The 16969-nt window shown below is 57.1% G+C and carries 19 protein-coding genes; 12 read left to right on the forward strand and 7 right to left on the reverse strand.

Annotation, left to right across the window (positions count from 1 at the left end):
• Both glgX and SYC_RS07530 read left to right on the forward strand, forming a co-directional pair.
• A complete protein-coding gene (gene glgX / locus SYC_RS07525) occupies positions 1-2085 on the forward strand; it encodes a glycogen debranching protein GlgX (RefSeq protein WP_011243730.1) in 2085 nt (694 codons plus the stop codon).
• Between the two features lie 45 nt (positions 2086-2130).
• Positions 2131-2778: an HAD family hydrolase gene (locus SYC_RS07530; protein ID WP_419756793.1), complete on the forward strand. Its 648-nt coding sequence runs from the start codon at positions 2131-2133 to the stop codon at positions 2776-2778.
• 260 nt (positions 2779-3038) lie between these two features.
• Here SYC_RS07530 and SYC_RS07535 read toward each other — a convergent pair whose 3' ends face one another.
• Genes SYC_RS07535 through SYC_RS07545 form a run of 3 tightly spaced genes read right to left on the reverse strand, consistent with a single transcriptional unit; the run spans position 3039 to position 5692 of the window.
• A complete protein-coding gene (locus SYC_RS07535; RefSeq protein WP_011377432.1) occupies positions 3039-3740 on the reverse strand; it encodes a hypothetical protein in 702 nt (233 codons plus the stop codon).
• Positions 3737-3934, reverse strand: coding sequence for a hypothetical protein (locus tag SYC_RS07540; RefSeq protein ID WP_011243733.1), 198 nt, complete (start codon positions 3932-3934; stop codon positions 3737-3739). Before SYC_RS07540 ends, SYC_RS07535 begins: the two co-directional genes overlap by 4 nt.
• Positions 3935-3943: 9 nt before the next feature.
• Complete coding sequence (locus tag SYC_RS07545) at positions 3944-5692, reverse strand: ABC transporter ATP-binding protein (protein WP_081422176.1); 1749 nt, start codon at positions 5690-5692, stop codon at positions 3944-3946.
• A gap of 68 nt (positions 5693-5760) precedes the next feature.
• Between SYC_RS07545 and SYC_RS07550 the strand changes: the two genes are divergently transcribed.
• The 4 genes from SYC_RS07550 to SYC_RS07565 all read left to right on the forward strand — a co-directional run bounded on the left by SYC_RS07550 (position 5761) and on the right by SYC_RS07565 (position 8343).
• Positions 5761-5970, forward strand: a complete 210-nt coding sequence (locus SYC_RS07550; protein WP_011243735.1) for an RNA-binding S4 domain-containing protein — start codon at positions 5761-5763, stop codon at positions 5968-5970.
• A 115-nt stretch (positions 5971-6085) separates the two neighbouring features.
• Positions 6086-7309 carry an ABC transporter permease gene (locus tag SYC_RS07555; RefSeq protein WP_011243736.1) on the forward strand — a complete coding sequence of 408 codons (1224 nt, stop codon included), beginning with the start codon at positions 6086-6088 and terminating at the stop codon, positions 7307-7309.
• 63 nt (positions 7310-7372) lie between these two features.
• Entirely contained in the window at positions 7373-7819 is a 447-nt protein-coding gene (locus SYC_RS07560; RefSeq protein WP_011243737.1) for a single-stranded DNA-binding protein, read from the forward strand.
• 74 nt (positions 7820-7893) lie between these two features.
• Positions 7894-8343: a secondary thiamine-phosphate synthase enzyme YjbQ gene (locus SYC_RS07565; protein ID WP_011243738.1), complete on the forward strand. Its 450-nt coding sequence runs from the start codon at positions 7894-7896 to the stop codon at positions 8341-8343.
• Here SYC_RS07565 and SYC_RS07570 read toward each other — a convergent pair.
• The 3 genes from SYC_RS07570 to SYC_RS07580 form a co-directional block, all read right to left on the reverse strand.
• Positions 8340-9029, reverse strand: a complete 690-nt coding sequence (locus SYC_RS07570) for a helix-turn-helix domain-containing protein (RefSeq protein ID WP_011243739.1) — start codon at positions 9027-9029, stop codon at positions 8340-8342. The two genes, SYC_RS07565 and SYC_RS07570, sit on opposite strands and share 4 nt — an antisense overlap.
• Before the next feature lie 75 nt (positions 9030-9104).
• Complete coding sequence (locus tag SYC_RS07575; RefSeq protein ID WP_011243740.1) at positions 9105-9866, reverse strand: transporter substrate-binding domain-containing protein; 762 nt, start codon at positions 9864-9866, stop codon at positions 9105-9107.
• A 2-nt stretch (positions 9867-9868) separates the two neighbouring features.
• Positions 9869-11182, reverse strand: coding sequence for an aminopeptidase P N-terminal domain-containing protein (locus tag SYC_RS07580; RefSeq protein ID WP_011243741.1), 1314 nt, complete (start codon positions 11180-11182; stop codon positions 9869-9871).
• Between the two features lie 184 nt (positions 11183-11366).
• Between SYC_RS07580 and SYC_RS07585 the strand changes: the two genes are divergently transcribed.
• The 5 genes from SYC_RS07585 (at position 11367) to SYC_RS07605 (ending at position 15579) form a co-directional block, all read left to right on the forward strand.
• Entirely contained in the window at positions 11367-11651 is a 285-nt protein-coding gene (locus tag SYC_RS07585) for a hypothetical protein (RefSeq protein ID WP_162010025.1), read from the forward strand.
• Positions 11652-11760: 109 nt separating this feature from the next.
• Positions 11761-12957, forward strand: coding sequence for a 4-hydroxy-3-methylbut-2-enyl diphosphate reductase (locus SYC_RS07590; protein WP_011243743.1), 1197 nt, complete (start codon positions 11761-11763; stop codon positions 12955-12957).
• A 39-nt stretch (positions 12958-12996) separates the two neighbouring features.
• Positions 12997-13650 (forward strand): DUF1997 domain-containing protein, encoded by a 654-nt coding sequence (locus tag SYC_RS07595; RefSeq protein WP_011243744.1) that lies wholly within the window; start codon positions 12997-12999, stop codon positions 13648-13650.
• Between the two features lie 167 nt (positions 13651-13817).
• On the forward strand, positions 13818-15017 hold the full coding sequence (locus SYC_RS07600) for a DegT/DnrJ/EryC1/StrS family aminotransferase (protein ID WP_011243745.1): 1200 nt from the start codon (positions 13818-13820) through the stop codon (positions 15015-15017).
• A 1-nt stretch (position 15018) separates the two neighbouring features.
• Complete coding sequence (locus tag SYC_RS07605; protein ID WP_011243746.1) at positions 15019-15579, forward strand: Npun_F5749 family FMN-dependent PPOX-type flavoprotein; 561 nt, start codon at positions 15019-15021, stop codon at positions 15577-15579.
• A 2-nt stretch (positions 15580-15581) separates the two neighbouring features.
• On the opposite strand, the gene SYC_RS07610 is transcribed toward SYC_RS07605, so the two are convergent.
• Positions 15582-15878, reverse strand: a complete 297-nt coding sequence (locus SYC_RS07610; RefSeq protein WP_011377428.1) for a hypothetical protein — start codon at positions 15876-15878, stop codon at positions 15582-15584.
• Positions 15879-16012: 134 nt separating this feature from the next.
• On the opposite strand from SYC_RS07610, the gene SYC_RS07615 reads away from it, so the two are divergent.
• On the forward strand, positions 16013-16966 hold the full coding sequence (locus tag SYC_RS07615) for an ABC transporter ATP-binding protein (protein WP_011243747.1): 954 nt from the start codon (positions 16013-16015) through the stop codon (positions 16964-16966).
• The last annotated feature ends 3 nt before the right edge of the window (positions 16967-16969 follow it).

Raw genomic sequence — 16969 nt, forward strand, 5'->3', positions numbered from 1 at the left:
ATGACTGTTTCATCCCGTCGCCCTGAATCGACCGTGGCTGTTGACCCCGGCCAAAGCTATCCCCTCGGGGCAACCGTCTATCCCACCGGCGTCAACTTCTCGCTCTACACCAAGTACGCGACGGGCGTTGAATTACTGCTGTTTGATGACCCTGAGGGTGCCCAGCCTCAACGGACAGTGCGCCTCGATCCGCACCTCAATCGCACCTCTTTCTACTGGCATGTTTTTATTCCGGGCATTCGCTCCGGTCAGGTCTATGCTTACCGCGTCTTTGGCCCCTACGCACCTGATCGCGGCCTCTGTTTTAACCCCAACAAAGTGCTGCTGGATCCCTACGCTCGCGGGGTTGTCGGCTGGCAGCACTACAGTCGCGAAGCGGCTATTAAACCCAGTAATAACTGCGTTCAAGCCCTGCGTAGCGTGGTTGTTGACCCCAGCGACTACGACTGGGAAGGCGATCGCCATCCACGCACACCCTACGCTCGCACAGTAATCTATGAGCTGCATGTTGGCGGCTTCACCAAGCATCCCAATTCCGGCGTCGCCCCTGAAAAACGTGGCACCTACGCTGGTCTAATCGAAAAAATTCCCTACCTGCAATCCCTCGGCGTCACGGCCGTTGAGTTGCTGCCGGTGCACCAGTTCGATCGCCAAGATGCCCCCTTAGGACGCGAGAACTACTGGGGCTACAGCACCATGGCTTTTTTTGCGCCCCACGCAGCCTACAGCTCTCGCCATGATCCACTTGGTCCAGTTGATGAGTTCCGCGACCTCGTCAAGGCGCTCCACCAAGCAGGGATTGAGGTGATTCTCGACGTGGTGTTCAACCACACTGCTGAAGGGAATGAAGACGGTCCAACGCTGTCTTTCAAAGGTCTAGCGAATTCAACCTACTATCTGCTGGATGAACAGGCGGGCTATCGCAACTACACCGGCTGCGGCAACACCGTCAAAGCTAACAATTCGATCGTGCGATCGCTGATTCTCGATTGCCTGCGTTATTGGGTCTCGGAAATGCACGTCGATGGCTTCCGCTTTGACCTTGCGTCGGTGCTGAGTCGTGATGCCAATGGCAACCCCCTATCGGATCCGCCCTTGCTTTGGGCGATTGATTCCGATCCGGTTTTGGCCGGTACGAAGCTCATTGCTGAAGCTTGGGACGCAGCCGGCTTATATCAGGTTGGTACCTTTATTGGCGATCGCTTTGGGACTTGGAACGGTCCCTTCCGGGACGATATTCGGCGTTTTTGGCGTGGAGATCAGGGCTGTACTTACGCCCTCAGTCAACGCCTGCTGGGTAGCCCCGATGTCTACAGCACAGACCAATGGTATGCCGGACGCACCATTAACTTCATCACCTGCCATGACGGCTTTACGCTGCGAGATCTAGTCAGCTATAGCCAGAAGCACAACTTTGCCAATGGAGAGAACAATCGGGACGGGACCAATGACAACTACAGCTGGAACTACGGCATTGAAGGCGAGACCGATGACCCCACGATTCTGAGCTTACGGGAACGGCAGCAGCGCAATTTGCTCGCCACGTTATTCCTCGCCCAGGGCACACCGATGCTGACGATGGGCGATGAGGTCAAACGCAGTCAGCAGGGTAACAATAACGCCTACTGCCAAGACAATGAGATCAGCTGGTTTGATTGGTCGCTGTGCGATCGCCATGCCGATTTCTTGGTGTTCAGTCGCCGCCTGATTGAACTTTCCCAGTCGCTGGTGATGTTCCAACAGAACGAACTGCTGCAGAACGAACCCCATCCGCGTCGTCCCTATGCCATCTGGCATGGCGTCAAACTCAAACAACCCGATTGGGCGCTGTGGTCCCACAGTCTGGCCGTCAGTCTCTGCCATCCTCGCCAGCAGGAATGGCTTTACCTAGCCTTTAATGCTTACTGGGAAGACCTGCGCTTCCAGTTGCCGAGGCCTCCTCGCGGCCGCGTTTGGTATCGCTTGCTCGATACTTCACTGCCGAATCTTGAAGCTTGTCATCTGCCGGATGAGGCAAAACCCTGCCTACGGCGCGATTACATCGTCCCAGCGCGATCGCTCTTACTGTTGATGGCTCGTGCTTAAAAACAATGCAAACTTCACCGTTTCAGCTGGTGATTTTCGACTGTGATGGTGTGCTTGTTGATAGCGGAACGCATCACTAATCGCGTCTTTGCAGACATGCTCAATGAACTGGGTCTGTTGGTGACTTTGGATGACATGTTTGAGCAGTTTGTGGGTCATTCCATGGCTGACTGTCTCAAACTAATTGAGCGACGGTTAGGCAATCCTCCACCCCCTGACTTTGTTCAGCACTATCAACGCCGTACCCGTATCGCGTTAGAAACGCATCTACAAGCCGTTCCTGGGGTTGAAGAGGCTTTGGATGCTCTTGAATTGCCCTACTGTGTTGCGTCCAGTGGTGATCATCAAAAGATGCGAACCACACTGAGCCTGACGAAGCTCTGGCCACGATTTGAGGGACGAATCTTCAGCGTGACTGAAGTACCTCGCGGCAAGCCATTTCCCGATGTCTTTTTGTTGGCCGCCGATCGCTTCGGGGTTAATCCTACGGCCTGCGCTGTGATCGAAGACACCCCCTTGGGAGTAGCGGCAGGCGTGGCGGCAGGAATGCAAGTGTTTGGCTACGCGGGTTCCATGCCCGCTTGGCGTCTGCAAGAAGCCGGTGCCCATCTCATTTTTGACGATATGCGACTGCTGCCCAGTCTGCTCCAATCGTCGCCAAAAGATAACTCCACAGCATTGCCCAATCCCTAACCCCTGCTCGCGCCGCAACTACACACTAAACCGTTCCTGCGCGATCGCTCTTACTGTTGATGGCTCGTGCTTAAAAACAATGCAACCCTAACCGTTTCAGCTGGTGATTTTCGGACGATTTGGCTTACAGGGATAACTGAGAGTCAACAGCCTCTGTCCGTCATTGCACACCCATCCATGCACTGGGGACTTGACTCATGCTGAATCACATTTCCCTTGTCCATTGGGCGAGAGGGGAGGGGAATCTTCTGGACTCTTCACTAAGCGGCGATCGCAGGTTCTTCTACCCAAGCAGTGGCGATCGCTTGATTGCAGTCTTCAATGCTGGCCTCTGCAGCCATCGCCGCCACCAAAGCATCGTAGGCGGGACGTTGTTGCTCCAGTAAAGTCTTCGCCCGTAACAATCCCCAGCGACTGCGTAAATCCGCTTCGGCAGGATTGCGATCGAGTTGCCGCCACAGTTGTTTCCACTGGGCGCGATCGTCAGCTCCCCCTTCCACGTTGCCGTAGACCAGTTGCTCTGCCGCTGCACCGGCCATCAACACCTGACACCACTGTTCCAGCGATCGCTGACTGAGTTGCCCCTGTGCGGCTTCGGCTTCTAGCGCAGCTGCTTGGAACTGCACACCCCCGCGACCAGGTTGTCCTTGGCGCAGCGCTTCCCACGCTGAGAGGGTGTAGCCCGTCACGGGTAACCCCAGCGCGGTTGCTACCAAGTAGTGACCCGCTTCGTGATGCAAAATCCGCTGACGATATTCGGGCGATCGCTGCTGAATGCCATCGAGCAGTAACGTGGCACCCCGCCCCTGCCAAGTCACCGCATCCAGACTGAACAGCACCAAGAGGCTAAAACCCAATCCCGCCGGTAGCAGCGGAGAACTACCCAGCATTGGTCCCACCAAAGCTAATGCCGTCGTGGTAAAAATCGCGATCGCCGTCAGACTCAAGCCCAGTTCGCTCATGCTTCCTCATCTAGGTCACAGTCTTCGGCGATCGCATCGATCTGATGCTGCAGCAAGCGTTTTCCATACCGGCGATCGCGCCGTCGCCCTTTCGCTGCCGTGGCCCGCTTACGAGCTCGTTTATCGACCACGATCGCATCCAAATCCGCGATCGCTTCCCAGTCCGGCAATTCAGTCTGGGGCGTCCGTTTCATTAATCCTGATCAGGCACGAAATTGCTGTGCGTAGTATCGCGCATAGCGGCCAGCCTCTGCCAACAGCGCATCGTGATTGCCTGCCTCAACAATCTGGCCGCGCTCCATCACCAAGATGCGGCTGGCATTACGAACCGTAGCCAGACGGTGAGCAATGATAAAGACCGTCCGTCCCTGCATCACCCGTTCTAGGGCCTCTTGCACCAAGGTTTCGGACTCGGAATCAAGCGCCGAAGTCGCCTCATCCAGAATTAAAATGCGTGGATCCAGCAAGACCGCGCGGGCGATCGCCAGCCGCTGCCGCTGACCGCCGGAGAGGTTGACGCCGCGCTCTCCCACCCATGTGTCATAGCCATCGGGCATTTGGCTGATGAATTGATGGGCGTTGGCAATGCGTGCGGCTTCTTCCACGGCAGCGCGATCGAACTGCCTCTGACCAAAGGCAATGTTCTGGGCAATCGTGCCGGAGAACAGGATTGTCTCTTGGGGGACGATACCGATCTGTCGCCGCAGACTGCCGAGGGTGACACTGCGAATGGGAATGCCATCCACCAAAATTTCGCCATCCTGCGGGTCGTAGAAACGCGGGATCAGATTGACGAGGGTTGATTTGCCCGCACCTGAAGCCCCAACCAAGGCAACCGCTTCACCTGGTTCGACCGTCAGATTGAGTTGGCGCAACACCGGCGCACTGTCGCTGCGATAGCTGAAGCTCACCTGTCGGAATTCCACCTTGCCGGTAATCGGCGGCAGCATCCGTGACTGGGGATCCTCTTGAACCGCAGGCTCAATGCTCAGCAGTTCATCAATGCGATCAAGGGAAGCCTGCCCCTGCTTGAACTCGTTGAAGTTATCGATCAGGTGGACGATCGGGTCAATTAACATGGCGATCGCTGCCACATAGCTGCCCAAATTTGGCCCGTTGAGCTGGCCCGTGGAAATCTGCCAACTGCCCAGCACGACAATGAAGAGAATGCTAGCGGCCTGCAGAAAGCCAATGACGGGATATTGAATGGCCCGCAGCCAAGCCGTGCGATAGCGGGCCTCACGGTTACGCTCGGCCTCGCGGCTGAAGCGCTCGATTTCGTAGGGTTCCGCAGCAAAGGCCCGCACCAGACGAATGCCGCTAAAGACTTCCGTTAGCAGAGAAGATAAGTTTGAGATCCGCGACTGACTGCGCCGCGGAAACACCAACATTTGCTGCCCAAACCAGCCGACCAAGAAACCCATGATCGGCGCAATCACTAGGATCGCCAGCGTCAGCGTCCAGTTCAGATAGATCATGTAGCTGAGCACGACGATCAGCTGCAGGATCGAGGGTGTCGCATCGTGAAAGACCTTATTGACGACTTCCCCAACGCGATCGATGTCCTCGGTCATCCGGTAGGTGAGGTCGCCAGTTTTGGCCTTCTCGAAGTAGCTGAGGCTCAGGCTTTGGATGTGTCGATAGGTATTGACCCGCAGGTTGTAGGCGATCTGAAGCGCCGCCTTCGCCATTAAGGAGTCTTGTCCATACTGAGCAGCTTTATGGATGAGGAAGCCGACGATCGTGATCGCTGCCAGCCGTGCCAGTTCCCATACTTTTCCCTGTACCAGCAGATTGACCATCTGGCCTGCCAAGAAAGCCAAGATCGGCCAAAATGCCGTGAAGACCAGCGTACAGAGCAAGGCCTGAACAATGGTCTTCGTTTGGGGCCGCAGATAAGGCCAAAGGAGGTTGTAGCTGGCGTGCTTCTGCAAGGAGGTTGAGGAGAACACGGGGTCACGTCTCAACCTATCAGACCTCGGCACTCTAGGATGGAAGCGATCGCACTTGAATCAAGCCTGTGGGCACGGAAACCGCGACAATTCGCCTCGATCAGTTTCTGAAATGGATGGGAGCCGCCCAAACGGGGGGCGAAGCCAAACTTTACATCCAAGACGGCCAAGTTGAGGTCAGTGGCATGGTAGAAACTCGCCGAGGCCGTCAACTACGGGAGGGCGATCGCGTTAATTTTGCCGGTCAGGTCTTCTTGGTACCACCACTCCCCCACTAGCACGCAGCAATCGCTCGAGGGCGCGGCCTAGGATGAAGGGACTCTCAGCCCCGAGTCGACCGACCAAGGTGGCTCTGGCTTCGAGCTGAGACCGCAGCCCTCCAACTGGGATCCTATGAGCGTCGATTGGTCTGAAAGCCTCTCAATGGCGGTCAAAACTCTGCGAGCCAATCGGCTGCGCAGCGCTCTGACCATGCTGGGCATCATCATCGGCAACGCCTCGGTGATCACGATGGTGGGTGTTGGGCAAGGGGCACAACGCCTAGCATCAGAGCAATTCGAGTCCTTGGGGCCGAATGTACTGTTCATCGTGCCGGGCAACCAAGATACGCGGCGCGGCGGCTTGGATATTCCCAAAACCTTGGTTTTGGCTGATGCCGTGGCGATCGCGACTCAAGTACCAACCGCCGGCGAAGTCGCCCCCCAAGTCAGTACCCGCCAGTTGGTGACCTACCAAGGCGAATCGAGCACCACCCAAGTCTTTGGCGTGACGCCTAGCTTCTTGACGGTGCGGAGTTTTAGCGTGGCGCGGGGCCGCTTCTTTAGTGATCTCGATCTCAGTCGGGCGGAACAGGTCGCCGTTCTGGGGAGCGACCTAGCGATAAAGCTGTTTGGCGTCCAAAATCCCGTCGGGGCCAGCATCCGCATCAAGGGAGCCTCCTTCCGCGTCATTGGCGTGATGGAACCCAAGGGTAGCTTTTTGGGCAATAACCAAGATGATGCGGTCTACTTGCCCTTGACCACGGTTTCCAGTCGCATTCTCGGCACCACTTCGCCCTACGGCATTGAAGTCAGCTTTATCTCCGTCGCGGCCAAGGATGCCAACAGCATTGATGCGGCACAGTTTCAAATCACCAACCTGCTACGGCAGCGGCACCGGATTATCCGCGAGGATGATTTTGAGGTGCGATCGCAAAAGGATGTCTTGACGATTGTGGGCACCGTCACCAATGGCCTCACCCTGATGCTGTCTGCGATCGCCGGTATTTCCCTGTTGGTCGGCGGCATCGGCATCATGAACATCATGCTGGTCTCCGTCTCGGAGCGCACCCAAGAAATTGGCCTGCGCAAAGCGATCGGGGCGACCCAAAAAGACATCCTCAATCAGTTCATGATCGAGGCCGTGATTTTGGCCCTGCTAGGCGGTGCGATCGGCACTGGGTTGGGCATTACTGGCGTCACTGCGATCGCCCTACTTACCCCGCTCAAAGCCGGCGTTTCTCCCGTGGCGATCGCGATCACCGTCACGATTTCCAGCGGTATCGGCCTGTTCTTCGGCGTCGTGCCAGCCCGCCAAGCCGCACGTCTCGACCCGATCGTGGCGCTACGCAGCGCCTAGGGCGGTGGCATTCCTCGGCAGAAGGCGAGACAATGGCAGCAGCGATCGCTCGGTTCTCTGAAAATGAACAGCTGCATTTTGCAAGCCACCGTGGTGGAAGCCCCGCAACTGCGCTACACCCAAGATAATCAGACCCCCGTTGCAGAAATGGTCGTGCAGTTTCCGGGGCTTAGCAGCAAAGATGCCCCCGCTCGGCTGAAAGTTGTCGGTTGGGGTGCGGTGGCGCAAGAGCTGCAAGATCGCTGTCGGCTCAATGACGAAGTCGTGCTCGAAGGGCGCTTGCGGATCAACTCCTTGCTCAAACCCGACGGCAATCGCGAGAAGCAGACAGAATTGACAGTGACTCGGGTGCACCATCTCACTCTCGATAGCGCCACCGGCATTCTGGCTCAAGAGGAGTCAGAGGTGAGCTATGGCCGCAGCGCTGCTGCTTCAGCGCCCGTCAAAGCGAGTCCAGTTGTGACCCCAACTGCAGCACCCGACGTAGACTACGACGATATTCCTTTCTAGATCGCTCCAGTCTGAGCCCATCGTCAGCGATCGCTCAGAGCTCAGCCCGATCGTGGTTGTCGTCTGCAACTTTCATGGCACAGTATCAGCAAATTCTGCAGCTTCAGAGCCAAGGCCAAGGCTTCCTCAATATCACTGGGGCGATCGCTCGCATCGTGCGCGAGTCTCGGATTCAGACGGGCCTCTGTCATCTCTTTACTCGGCACACTTCAGCCAGCCTGATCATTCAAGAAAACGCTGACCCCGATGTACTGCACGATCTGGCCGGCTACTTCGAAGCGCTAGTTCCTGAAGCGGGCTACGAATCGTTGGGCGGAAGTCGTCGCTTCCGCGCCTATGCCCACAGCGCCGAAGGCCCTGATGATATGCCGGCCCACATTCGCACTGTACTAACTCGCACCTCTGAGCAAATTCCGATCGTCGAAGGTCGCTTGGGATTGGGCACTTGGCAAGCTGTCTATCTCTGGGAGCATCGCGATCGCCCCCACAGCCGCCAAGTGATTGTCCATATCAGCGGCGACTAGGGCAGCAGCGATCGCAACTGACTAGCGGTCACCGGTACGGCAATGACCACCGACAGGGCCGCCGCGATCGGGGCTGCCATCACTTCAATCTCCGCCGCTGTCAGCTCGGATTCTCCCTGCAACACCGCCTGAAAACGATCAGTAATTGCCGGGTTTAAAGAGGGAAAAGCAGCGATCAACTGACGGTGCAACGCCTGCTCAGTTTTGCCCGACTCGCGGACTTCATCGGCAACCAAGGTACGAAGATAGCGGCCAAACCAAGAAATTGGCTGCTCAGGCTGCACCGATCGCACAGAAACATGTTGACCTTCGAGGGCGCTAGCCAACTTCTGAAGCTGAAGTTGCAAATCCTCGATCAACTCCGAGGGCTGAGTTACATCGCTCTGGTTCTCTTCACCCACCAAGGCTTGATCGAAATCATCCAGCGACAAGCCACACAGATGAGCAATCTGCCGAATCAGACTCCAGCGAATATCCCAAGGATCAATTTCTGCATTCTCGTACTTATTAATCAGGGTCGGTGAAACACCTAACAACTGAGATAGTTTCCGTTTTGAAAGGCTGCCAATCGAGAGACCTGTGATCTCAGTTGCTTGCTGATAAGCAGCGGCGCGAAGCTGTTGCAGCAGATGGGCAAGACGCAGTGCCCGTTGCGCTGCTTCAGCTTCAAACTCGGTAGGGGCCATTGCTTAGTCTCAGAAGTAACTTCTCTCAGCCTAAGCAGAATAGAACCATTTATGGCAAGCCTGCAACTAGGAACGTTATTGTTGGGCAGCAAACCAGCGCCTTAGCATTAAAGTTAACTCACCACTGTCTCTTAAGCGACGGATTTCACGATTGAATCGATCACGGTAGGGCGACCCTTTGGGAAAGGCGATCGCGTAGCGTTCTTGCGTTGCACCATTCAGTTTTTGAACAACAAGCTGAGCATTATCTTGGGCGAAAATTGCTGCAACCACAGATTCCACAAGGGCGATATCAACTTCACGTGTTGTTAATGCTTTTAACAAAGCCGTGACATCAACATAACTTTTAGTTTGCAAAGTTGGATAACGAGTTTTGAGCTGGGCTGCCCGTTGGGCCTGGACCGTCCCTTGGAGATAGCCCAGTCTCAATCCAGACAGATTTTGATCGGCCGGCAGCAATCGCGAATTAAGCGTCACTAAGCTGTCTTGGGCTTCGAAATAGGGTTCCGAGAAGTCTACCCGCTGGGCTCGCTCAGGGGTAATTGAAATCGCCGCGATCGCTAGATCGCCCTGTCCAGCCATCAAATTCGGCAAGAGCTGTTCGAAGGAACCCACCTGAAACTGAATTTTTAACCCTAGATTGCGGGCGATCGTTTCGGCGAGTTCAATATCAAAGCCGTATACCCCAGGGCGATCGGTAGTTTCTTCGATGCGAAACTCAAAGGGCGGATAGTTATCCGTCGTCAGGGCGCGGAGCGTTTGCGCTAGGGCTGCAGCACTGTAGCTCAGCCCCAGGCCCAGCGTCAGCAGGCCAGCCGTGAAGGGCGAAAGTCGCATCCCTAGGACTCCAAGTCAGCGATCTCTTTAACCAAGGCAGCACTCAAAACCTCAGGGCCATCAGCCTGAACGAGCACATCGTCTTCAATACGAATGCCAATACCCCGCCAGCGCTCCGGCACCTCGGGTTGACCTTCCGCCACCGCGATCGTCGGTGAGATGTACAGTCCCGGTTCAACCGTCACGACATGCCCCGGGGCCAAGGTTGTCCAGCTGTCGCGGTACTGGTAGGTGCCGACATCATGGACATCCAAACCCAGCCAGTGTCCGGTGCGATGCATGTAAAAGGGGCGATAGGCTCCCGTTTCGTAGAGTTCTGCCGGATCGCCTTGGAGTAACCCCAGATCCAAAAGGCCCTCGATTAAGGTGCGCACGGCAGCCTCGTGGAAGTTGCCGTAAGGGGCACCCACTTGGACTGCCGCGATCGCCTGTTTCTGGGCCTCCAATACGATCGCGTAGAGGGCCCGTTGTTCGTCGCTAAAGCGGCCATTGACAGGAAACGTCCGGGTCAAATCGGAGTTGTAATAGCCGGTGCTGCAACCCGCATCGATCAGCAGCAGATCACCATCCTGCAGCTGTTGGTTGTTGTCGATGTAGTGGAGGATGCAGGCATTGGCACCCGTCGCCACAATCGAGGGATAGGCTGCCCCCTGGGCACCCCGCTGCCGGAAGCAGCCTTCGATCGCAGCTTCCACTTCGTATTCCCAGACGCCCGGTGCGGCGATCGCCCGTGCCCGATCGTGAGCTTCAACGGCGATCGCGATCGCCTGACGCAGTTGCTCAACTTCCGCCGGACTTTTGACTTGGCGCAACCCATGCAGCAGCGGCCCCGGATCTGCGATCCCTGTAGGGCCGTAGCCCCGCCGCGGATAGAGCGCTAGTTGCTGCTGGTAGAACTGCAGCATTCGTTCGTTGAAAGCGCGATCGCGACCGAGGTGGTAGTAGAGACGATCGCCGGTTTCGAGCAGCTTGGGCAGTTCTTTGTCGAGATCCGCGATCGAAAAGACCGCGTCAGCCCCCAGCTTTTCCTTTGCTCCTTCAACACCGAGCCGGTAACCAACCCAGGTTTCTTGAGCGGGGTCTCGGGGCCGCACGAACAGCACAAATTTGTGCTCATGGTTGGGCGCCAACACCGCGATCGATTCGGGCTCATCCAGTCCGGTGAGGTAGTAGAAGTCGCTGTCTTGGCGATAGCGATACTCCACATCGTTGTGCATCACGGCATGGGGAGCACTGCGGAAAACCGCTACTCCAGACCCGATTTTGCTGAGGAGTTGTTCACGGCGTTGAACAAATTCGGAAAGGGCTATAGCCACAACAGGACGCAACGGTGCACGGCAGGATTTGACGCCAGCATATCAGAGCCGATTTTGCGTCGTGGAAACTGGTGGATCCAAGGCAACGATCCCGCGCAGCATCGAAATTTTCGGAATGATGCATCCAATCGCGCTGTTGGTCCGTAACCCCTGTAGTGACCCACTGACTCCTCCGAACAGACCCATGCTGCAGATTCACCTCCGGAGCTTGAATTACGGAACGGTTGTGATCTCCACCCAGGCGACGGCAACCCAAGCAGCCCCGCTCGAACTGACAGGCCACACCCCAGCCCGCAAAGTTCTTCAGACTTTGCTGCGACTGATCTTTCCGCAGCTCCAAGCTCGCAGCAGCGAACTGAAGATGATCTGCACGAACAACCCCCTCTTTCAGTACTGGTTTCAAGTCGAAGCGATCATCGAAGCGGGGTCAGGCATGACACGGACGGAAGTCCCTTGCCTTTCCCGTTAGACGATTGGCCCATCTTCCCAATGGTTGCAATTGGCGATCGCGGCTTCGAAAAGCTGCGGGCGATCGAGCGAAGCCGCTAATCTGAAAAAGCGTCTCTGCAGCATCATCGATGGACACAAAAGCTTTTAAGCGGGCCTTGCACCAGTCCGATCGCTATAACCGCAAAGGCTTTGGCAAAACCACCGATGTCTCGGGCGCTCTTGAGTCGGCCTATCAAAGCGACTTGATTCAAAGCTTGCGCCAGAATGGCTACCGTCTGCAGCGTGGCGAAATCACCATTCGCCTCGCCGAAGCTTTTGGCTTTTGCTGGGGCGTAGAGCGAGCCGTCGCGATCGCCTACGAAACGCGTCAGCACTTTCCCCAAGAGCGGATCTGGATTACCAACGAGATCATCCACAATCCCTCGGTCAACCAGCATCTACGCGAGATGAGCGTCGAGTTTATTCCCTGTGAGCGGGGCGAGAAGGATTTTTCCGTCGTCGATCGCGGTGATGTCGTGATTCTGCCGGCCTTTGGGGCCAGCGTGCAGGAAATGCAGCTGCTCGATGAGAAAGGCTGCCATATCGTCGACACCACCTGCCCTTGGGTTTCCAAGGTCTGGAACACCGTCGAAAAACATAAGCGCGGTGCTCACACTTCAATCATTCACGGCAAGTACAACCACGAAGAGACGGTCGCCACCAGCTCCTTTGCCGAAACTTATCTGGTTGTGCTGAATCTGGAGCAAGCGCAGTACGTCTGCGACTACATCCTTAACGGTGGCGATCGCGACGAGTTTATGACGCGCTTTGGCAAGGCTTGCTCGGCCGGTTTTGACCCCGATCGCGATCTGGAGCGGATCGGCATTGCCAACCAGACAACGATGTTGAAGAGCGAAACCGAAGCAATCGGCAAACTATTTGAACGGACGCTGCTGAAGAAGTACGGCCCCCAAGCGCTCAACGATCACTTTTTGGCCTTCAACACCATCTGCGATGCCACCCAAGAGCGCCAAGACGCGATGTTCCAACTGGTTGAGGAACCGCTGGATTTGATCGTGGTGATCGGTGGCTTTAACTCCTCCAACACCACTCACTTGCAAGAAATTGCGATCGAGCGCCAGATTCCCTCCTTCCATATCGACGCGGCAGAACGGATTGGCCCCGGCAACCGGATCGAGCACAAACCGCTCCACACGGACCTGACCACGACAGAGCCCTGGCTACCGGCGGGCCCGCTGACCATTGGCATCACCTCCGGGGCTTCAACCCCCGACAAAGTGGTGGAGGACGTGATTGAGCGACTCTTTGATCTGCAGCGGTCCTAGCTTTTGGCTTCCCCTGCTGCCAGCTCTTGCCTAGAGTGAGTGACAGTCTCTGCTTTTGTCTTGCTGCTGTGTCGCCGCGCGATCGTGACTCTCGACTCCACCCCCGCCTTTAGTACCGATCCCGAACTGATCTGCTTTAGCAGTCGGTTTCAGGACGAGATGGAGATGTACGCTCCGGCAGAGGTCGTCGCTCACTATCTCGATCGCCACGAGGAATGGTTCCGGCGCTGCGCCGAACCGATGGCCACTACCTCGATCGGCAAGGATGCCTACGCGATCGTGTTGGGGCGCTATGGATCTCTGGGCTTTGAGGTCGAGCCGCAGATTGGCCTTGAGCTATTACCCGCTGATCAAGGGGTCTACCGGATTTGCACTGTGCCGGTACCGGGCTATGAGTCCCAAGGCTATCAAGTCGATTTTCAGGCCTCGCTCAGCCTCGATCGCCTCACCCACGAAACCGAAGCACCCGTCACCGAAGCGACCGCAGTGGCTTGGGATCTACTGCTGACCGTGGGGATTCGCCTGCCGCGCTTTATCCACGTGCTGCCCCAGAAGCTGGTGCACAGCACCGGTGACCATCTGTTGCGGCAAATTGTGCGCCAGACCTCACGCCGCTTGACGCACCGCGTTCAAGAAGACTTTCATCAGCAACTGAATTTGCCGCTGCCGCCCCGTCGTCACGCGCGTTTCTGACGCTCTAGCTGGCTGGAACTCTGGGCGATCGCAGCCGTCTTCAGTCGATCAATCCGCTCGACAAGCCTGATTTCGTTCCCTCTAGCGACGCAGCGGCCCATCTTTGCCGACTTGTGATTACCACCAAGCCTTGATCTCAGCGGCAAGGCGTAGGTCAATGGAAAGCAATGTGCTCTTCTTCAGAGTGTCCGGTGACGTCTATCCCCGCCTTTAATCTGACTGAGCAGTACCGCCGTATCGGTGCTGAGCTAGAAACTGCGACAGCCAAGGTCTTAGCCTCGGGGGGCTACATCGGCGGACAGACTGTTGCGGACTTTGAAGCGGCTTTTGCAGCGGCCATGGGTGTGACGGAAGCCGTGGGCTGCAATTCGGGCACCGATGCGCTGCATCTAGCACTGCGGGCATTAGACATCGGGCCTGGGGACGAAGTCATCACTTCGCCGTTTACCTTTTTTGCCTCTGCAGAAGCGATTAGTTTGGCGGGGGCCACACCCGTCCTAGTCGACATCGAACCCCAGTTCTTCAACCTCGACTATCGCCAGATCGAAGCAGCGATTACCCCGCGCACCAAGGCGATTATTCCCGTTCATCTGTTCGGCCATCCGGCGGCGATGTCGGAGATTATGGCGATTGCCCGAGCCCACAATCTGCGCGTGATTGAGGATTGTGCCCAAGCGACGGGAGCAACTTGGCAGGGTCAGCCGGTTGGCAGCTTTGGCGACTGTGGCTGCTTTAGCTTCTATCCGACCAAAAATTTGGGGGCCTGCGGCGATGGCGGCCTCGTCACAACCAAGAATCCTGAAGTGGCCGATCGCCTGCGATCGCTGCGTCAGCATGGCATGCGGGTGCGCTACTACCACGATGAGATCGGCCTGAATAGCCGTTTGGATGCGCTGCAGGCGGTGATTCTCTCGATTAAGCTGCGCTACTTGGATGAGTGGAATCAGCAGCGCCAAGCGATCGCGCAGCGCTATGGCGAAGCGATCGCCGCGATTCCCGGTCTGGTCGCCCCCAGCGTGCACGCCGATGCCGTCCATGTCTGGCACCAATACACGGTGCGGGTGCAGGCCTGTGGCGATCGCAGCCGCTGTGTCAGTCATCCCTGCGATCGCCAAGGACTTTGCCGCGACTGGCTGCAACAACAACTGCAAGCCCAAGGCATTGGCTCGATGATCTACTACCCCGTGCCTGTGCATCTGCAGCAGGCCTACAGCCAGTTAGGCTACAAGACTGGCGACTTCCCTGAAGCCGAGCGTGCCGCCCAAGAAGTCCTGTCGCTGCCGATGTTCCCGGAACTCAACGAGGATGATCAGGCTCGGGTGATCACGGCTCTGAAGGATCTGGCGATCGCAGCCGTCCAGTCCTAGCATGCTGGCTCCTTGGCGATCGCCCCTGGCGCGGGCGTTGCATCGCAATCGGGCTCAGCCCCAAAGCCGCTACTTTCAGCTAGCCACTGTGACAACTGAGGGCAAAGCTGCCAACCGCACCGTGGTCTTTCGGGGATTTCTGGAGCCAAATCGGCTGCAGCTGTTCACCGATGCGCGATCGGCCAAGCTGATGCAGTTAGCAGCGGGCTGTGAGATCTGCTGGTACTTCGCCAAGACCCGCGAGCAATTTCGAATTCAAGGTGAGATCGCCGCTGTGACTGCCGCAGATTCAGGCGATTTGCAAGCCGCCCGACAGCAACTCTGGCAGCGTTTGAGTCTGGCAGCGCGACAGCAGCTCTACTGGCCACAACCTGGAGCTGTGTGGGAAGAAGCCGCGATCGCCTCTGAAGTTGAGGATCTCGATCAGCTGCCAGAGAACTTTGTCTTGCTGGTAATTCGCCCGATCGCGGTCGATCATTTGCAACTGGCACCCGACCCCCAAGAACGCTGGTCTTACTGGCAGCACGAATCAGACTGGCGGCGGCAGCGCTTGAATCCCTAGCCTCAGGGAATTGAGTGAGGGCGCGGGGCAGTCAGTGTTTCGTAGGCGGCGATGCCTAGATCGGCGGGCATCCCGCAGGAGAGTGCTACTTCCCCCAAACAATCGAGGGGCGGTCGCTGCTGACTGCTGGCAAATTGTTGCAGGCGATCGCAGAACTGATAGCCCATCTGAATCAGCCGCTGGATTTCGCTGAGGGCGAGCAACGACTCCACCTCAGCTGCGCTAATCTGTTGCCCCACTTGTCGCAGGCGGGCATTGAGCACCCGTTCCACGAAGCGGCATTCCTGTTCCTGCGACATGTCAACCTGCCCCCGCCAGCAATTGGCGGTGATCGGTGCGCGTTCAGCTGCCTGAGAGGGGACTTCACAGCGCTACACTGGCCAGCGTCAGGGGCTCAGTGCTGACTGGCAGACCGATCCCCAGCGTCCTAGGCATGATTGAAGTCGAACAACTGACTCAGCAGTATGGTGCCCGCGCTGCCATCCAAGACCTTACTTTTCGGGTTGAAGCGGGCGAAATCTTGGGTTTTTTAGGCCCGAATGGCGCAGGTAAGACGACTACGCTACGCATTTTGGCGGCAGCACAACCCGCCAGCCGAGGCACAGCCCGCATTGCCGGCTGGGACGTGCATCGACAAGCGCAGGCAGTACGGCAACGGATCGGCTACCTGCCGGAAATTCCGCCGCTCTACCCTGAGATGACAGTGCAGGCTTACCTTAGCTTTGTGGCGCGACTCAAGGGTGTGGTAGCCGGCGATCGCCCGCAACGGTTAGCCGAGACCCTGCAGCGCTGTGGTCTCAACGATCGCGCTCAAACGCCGATTCGCAAGCTCTCCAAGGGCTATCGGCAACGGGTGGGCTTGGCTCAGGCGATCGTCCATGATCCGCCGGTGATTTTGCTAGATGAACCAACTGTTGGCCTCGACCCCCGCCAGTTGCAAGAGGTGCGATCGCTGATTCGCAGTTTGGCGGGCGAGAAGACCGTGATTTTCTCGAGCCATATCCTGTCTGAAGTCAGTCAAGTGAGCGATCGCGTCGTCATCCTCAACCAAGGGCGCCTAGTGACAACCACGGCAACACGGGAGCTGCTACAGCAAGGCGGCTGGCACTATCGCCTTGAAGTCAGTGGCGATCGCAATCCCTTGGCAGTTTTACAAAGTCTGGATGGGGTGCAGTCAGTCCAGATGCAAGCCCAAACTGGCGATCGCTGGATTATTAGCCTCACCAGTCAGGCCGACCAAGAGATTGGCGCAGCGATCGCAGCCACCATCCAGCAGCAGGGTGGGCAACTCTGGGAACTGCGGCGCGATCGCCCCAGTCTGGAAGAGATTTTCCTGCGGCTGACTGCCCCAGTCCCGCTGAACCCGTCCGAGGAACCGGCAGAATAACAG

The sequence above is a fragment of the Synechococcus elongatus PCC 6301 genome, from assembly GCF_000010065.1.
Lineage (GTDB): Bacteria > Cyanobacteriota > Cyanobacteriia > Synechococcales > Synechococcaceae > Synechococcus > Synechococcus elongatus.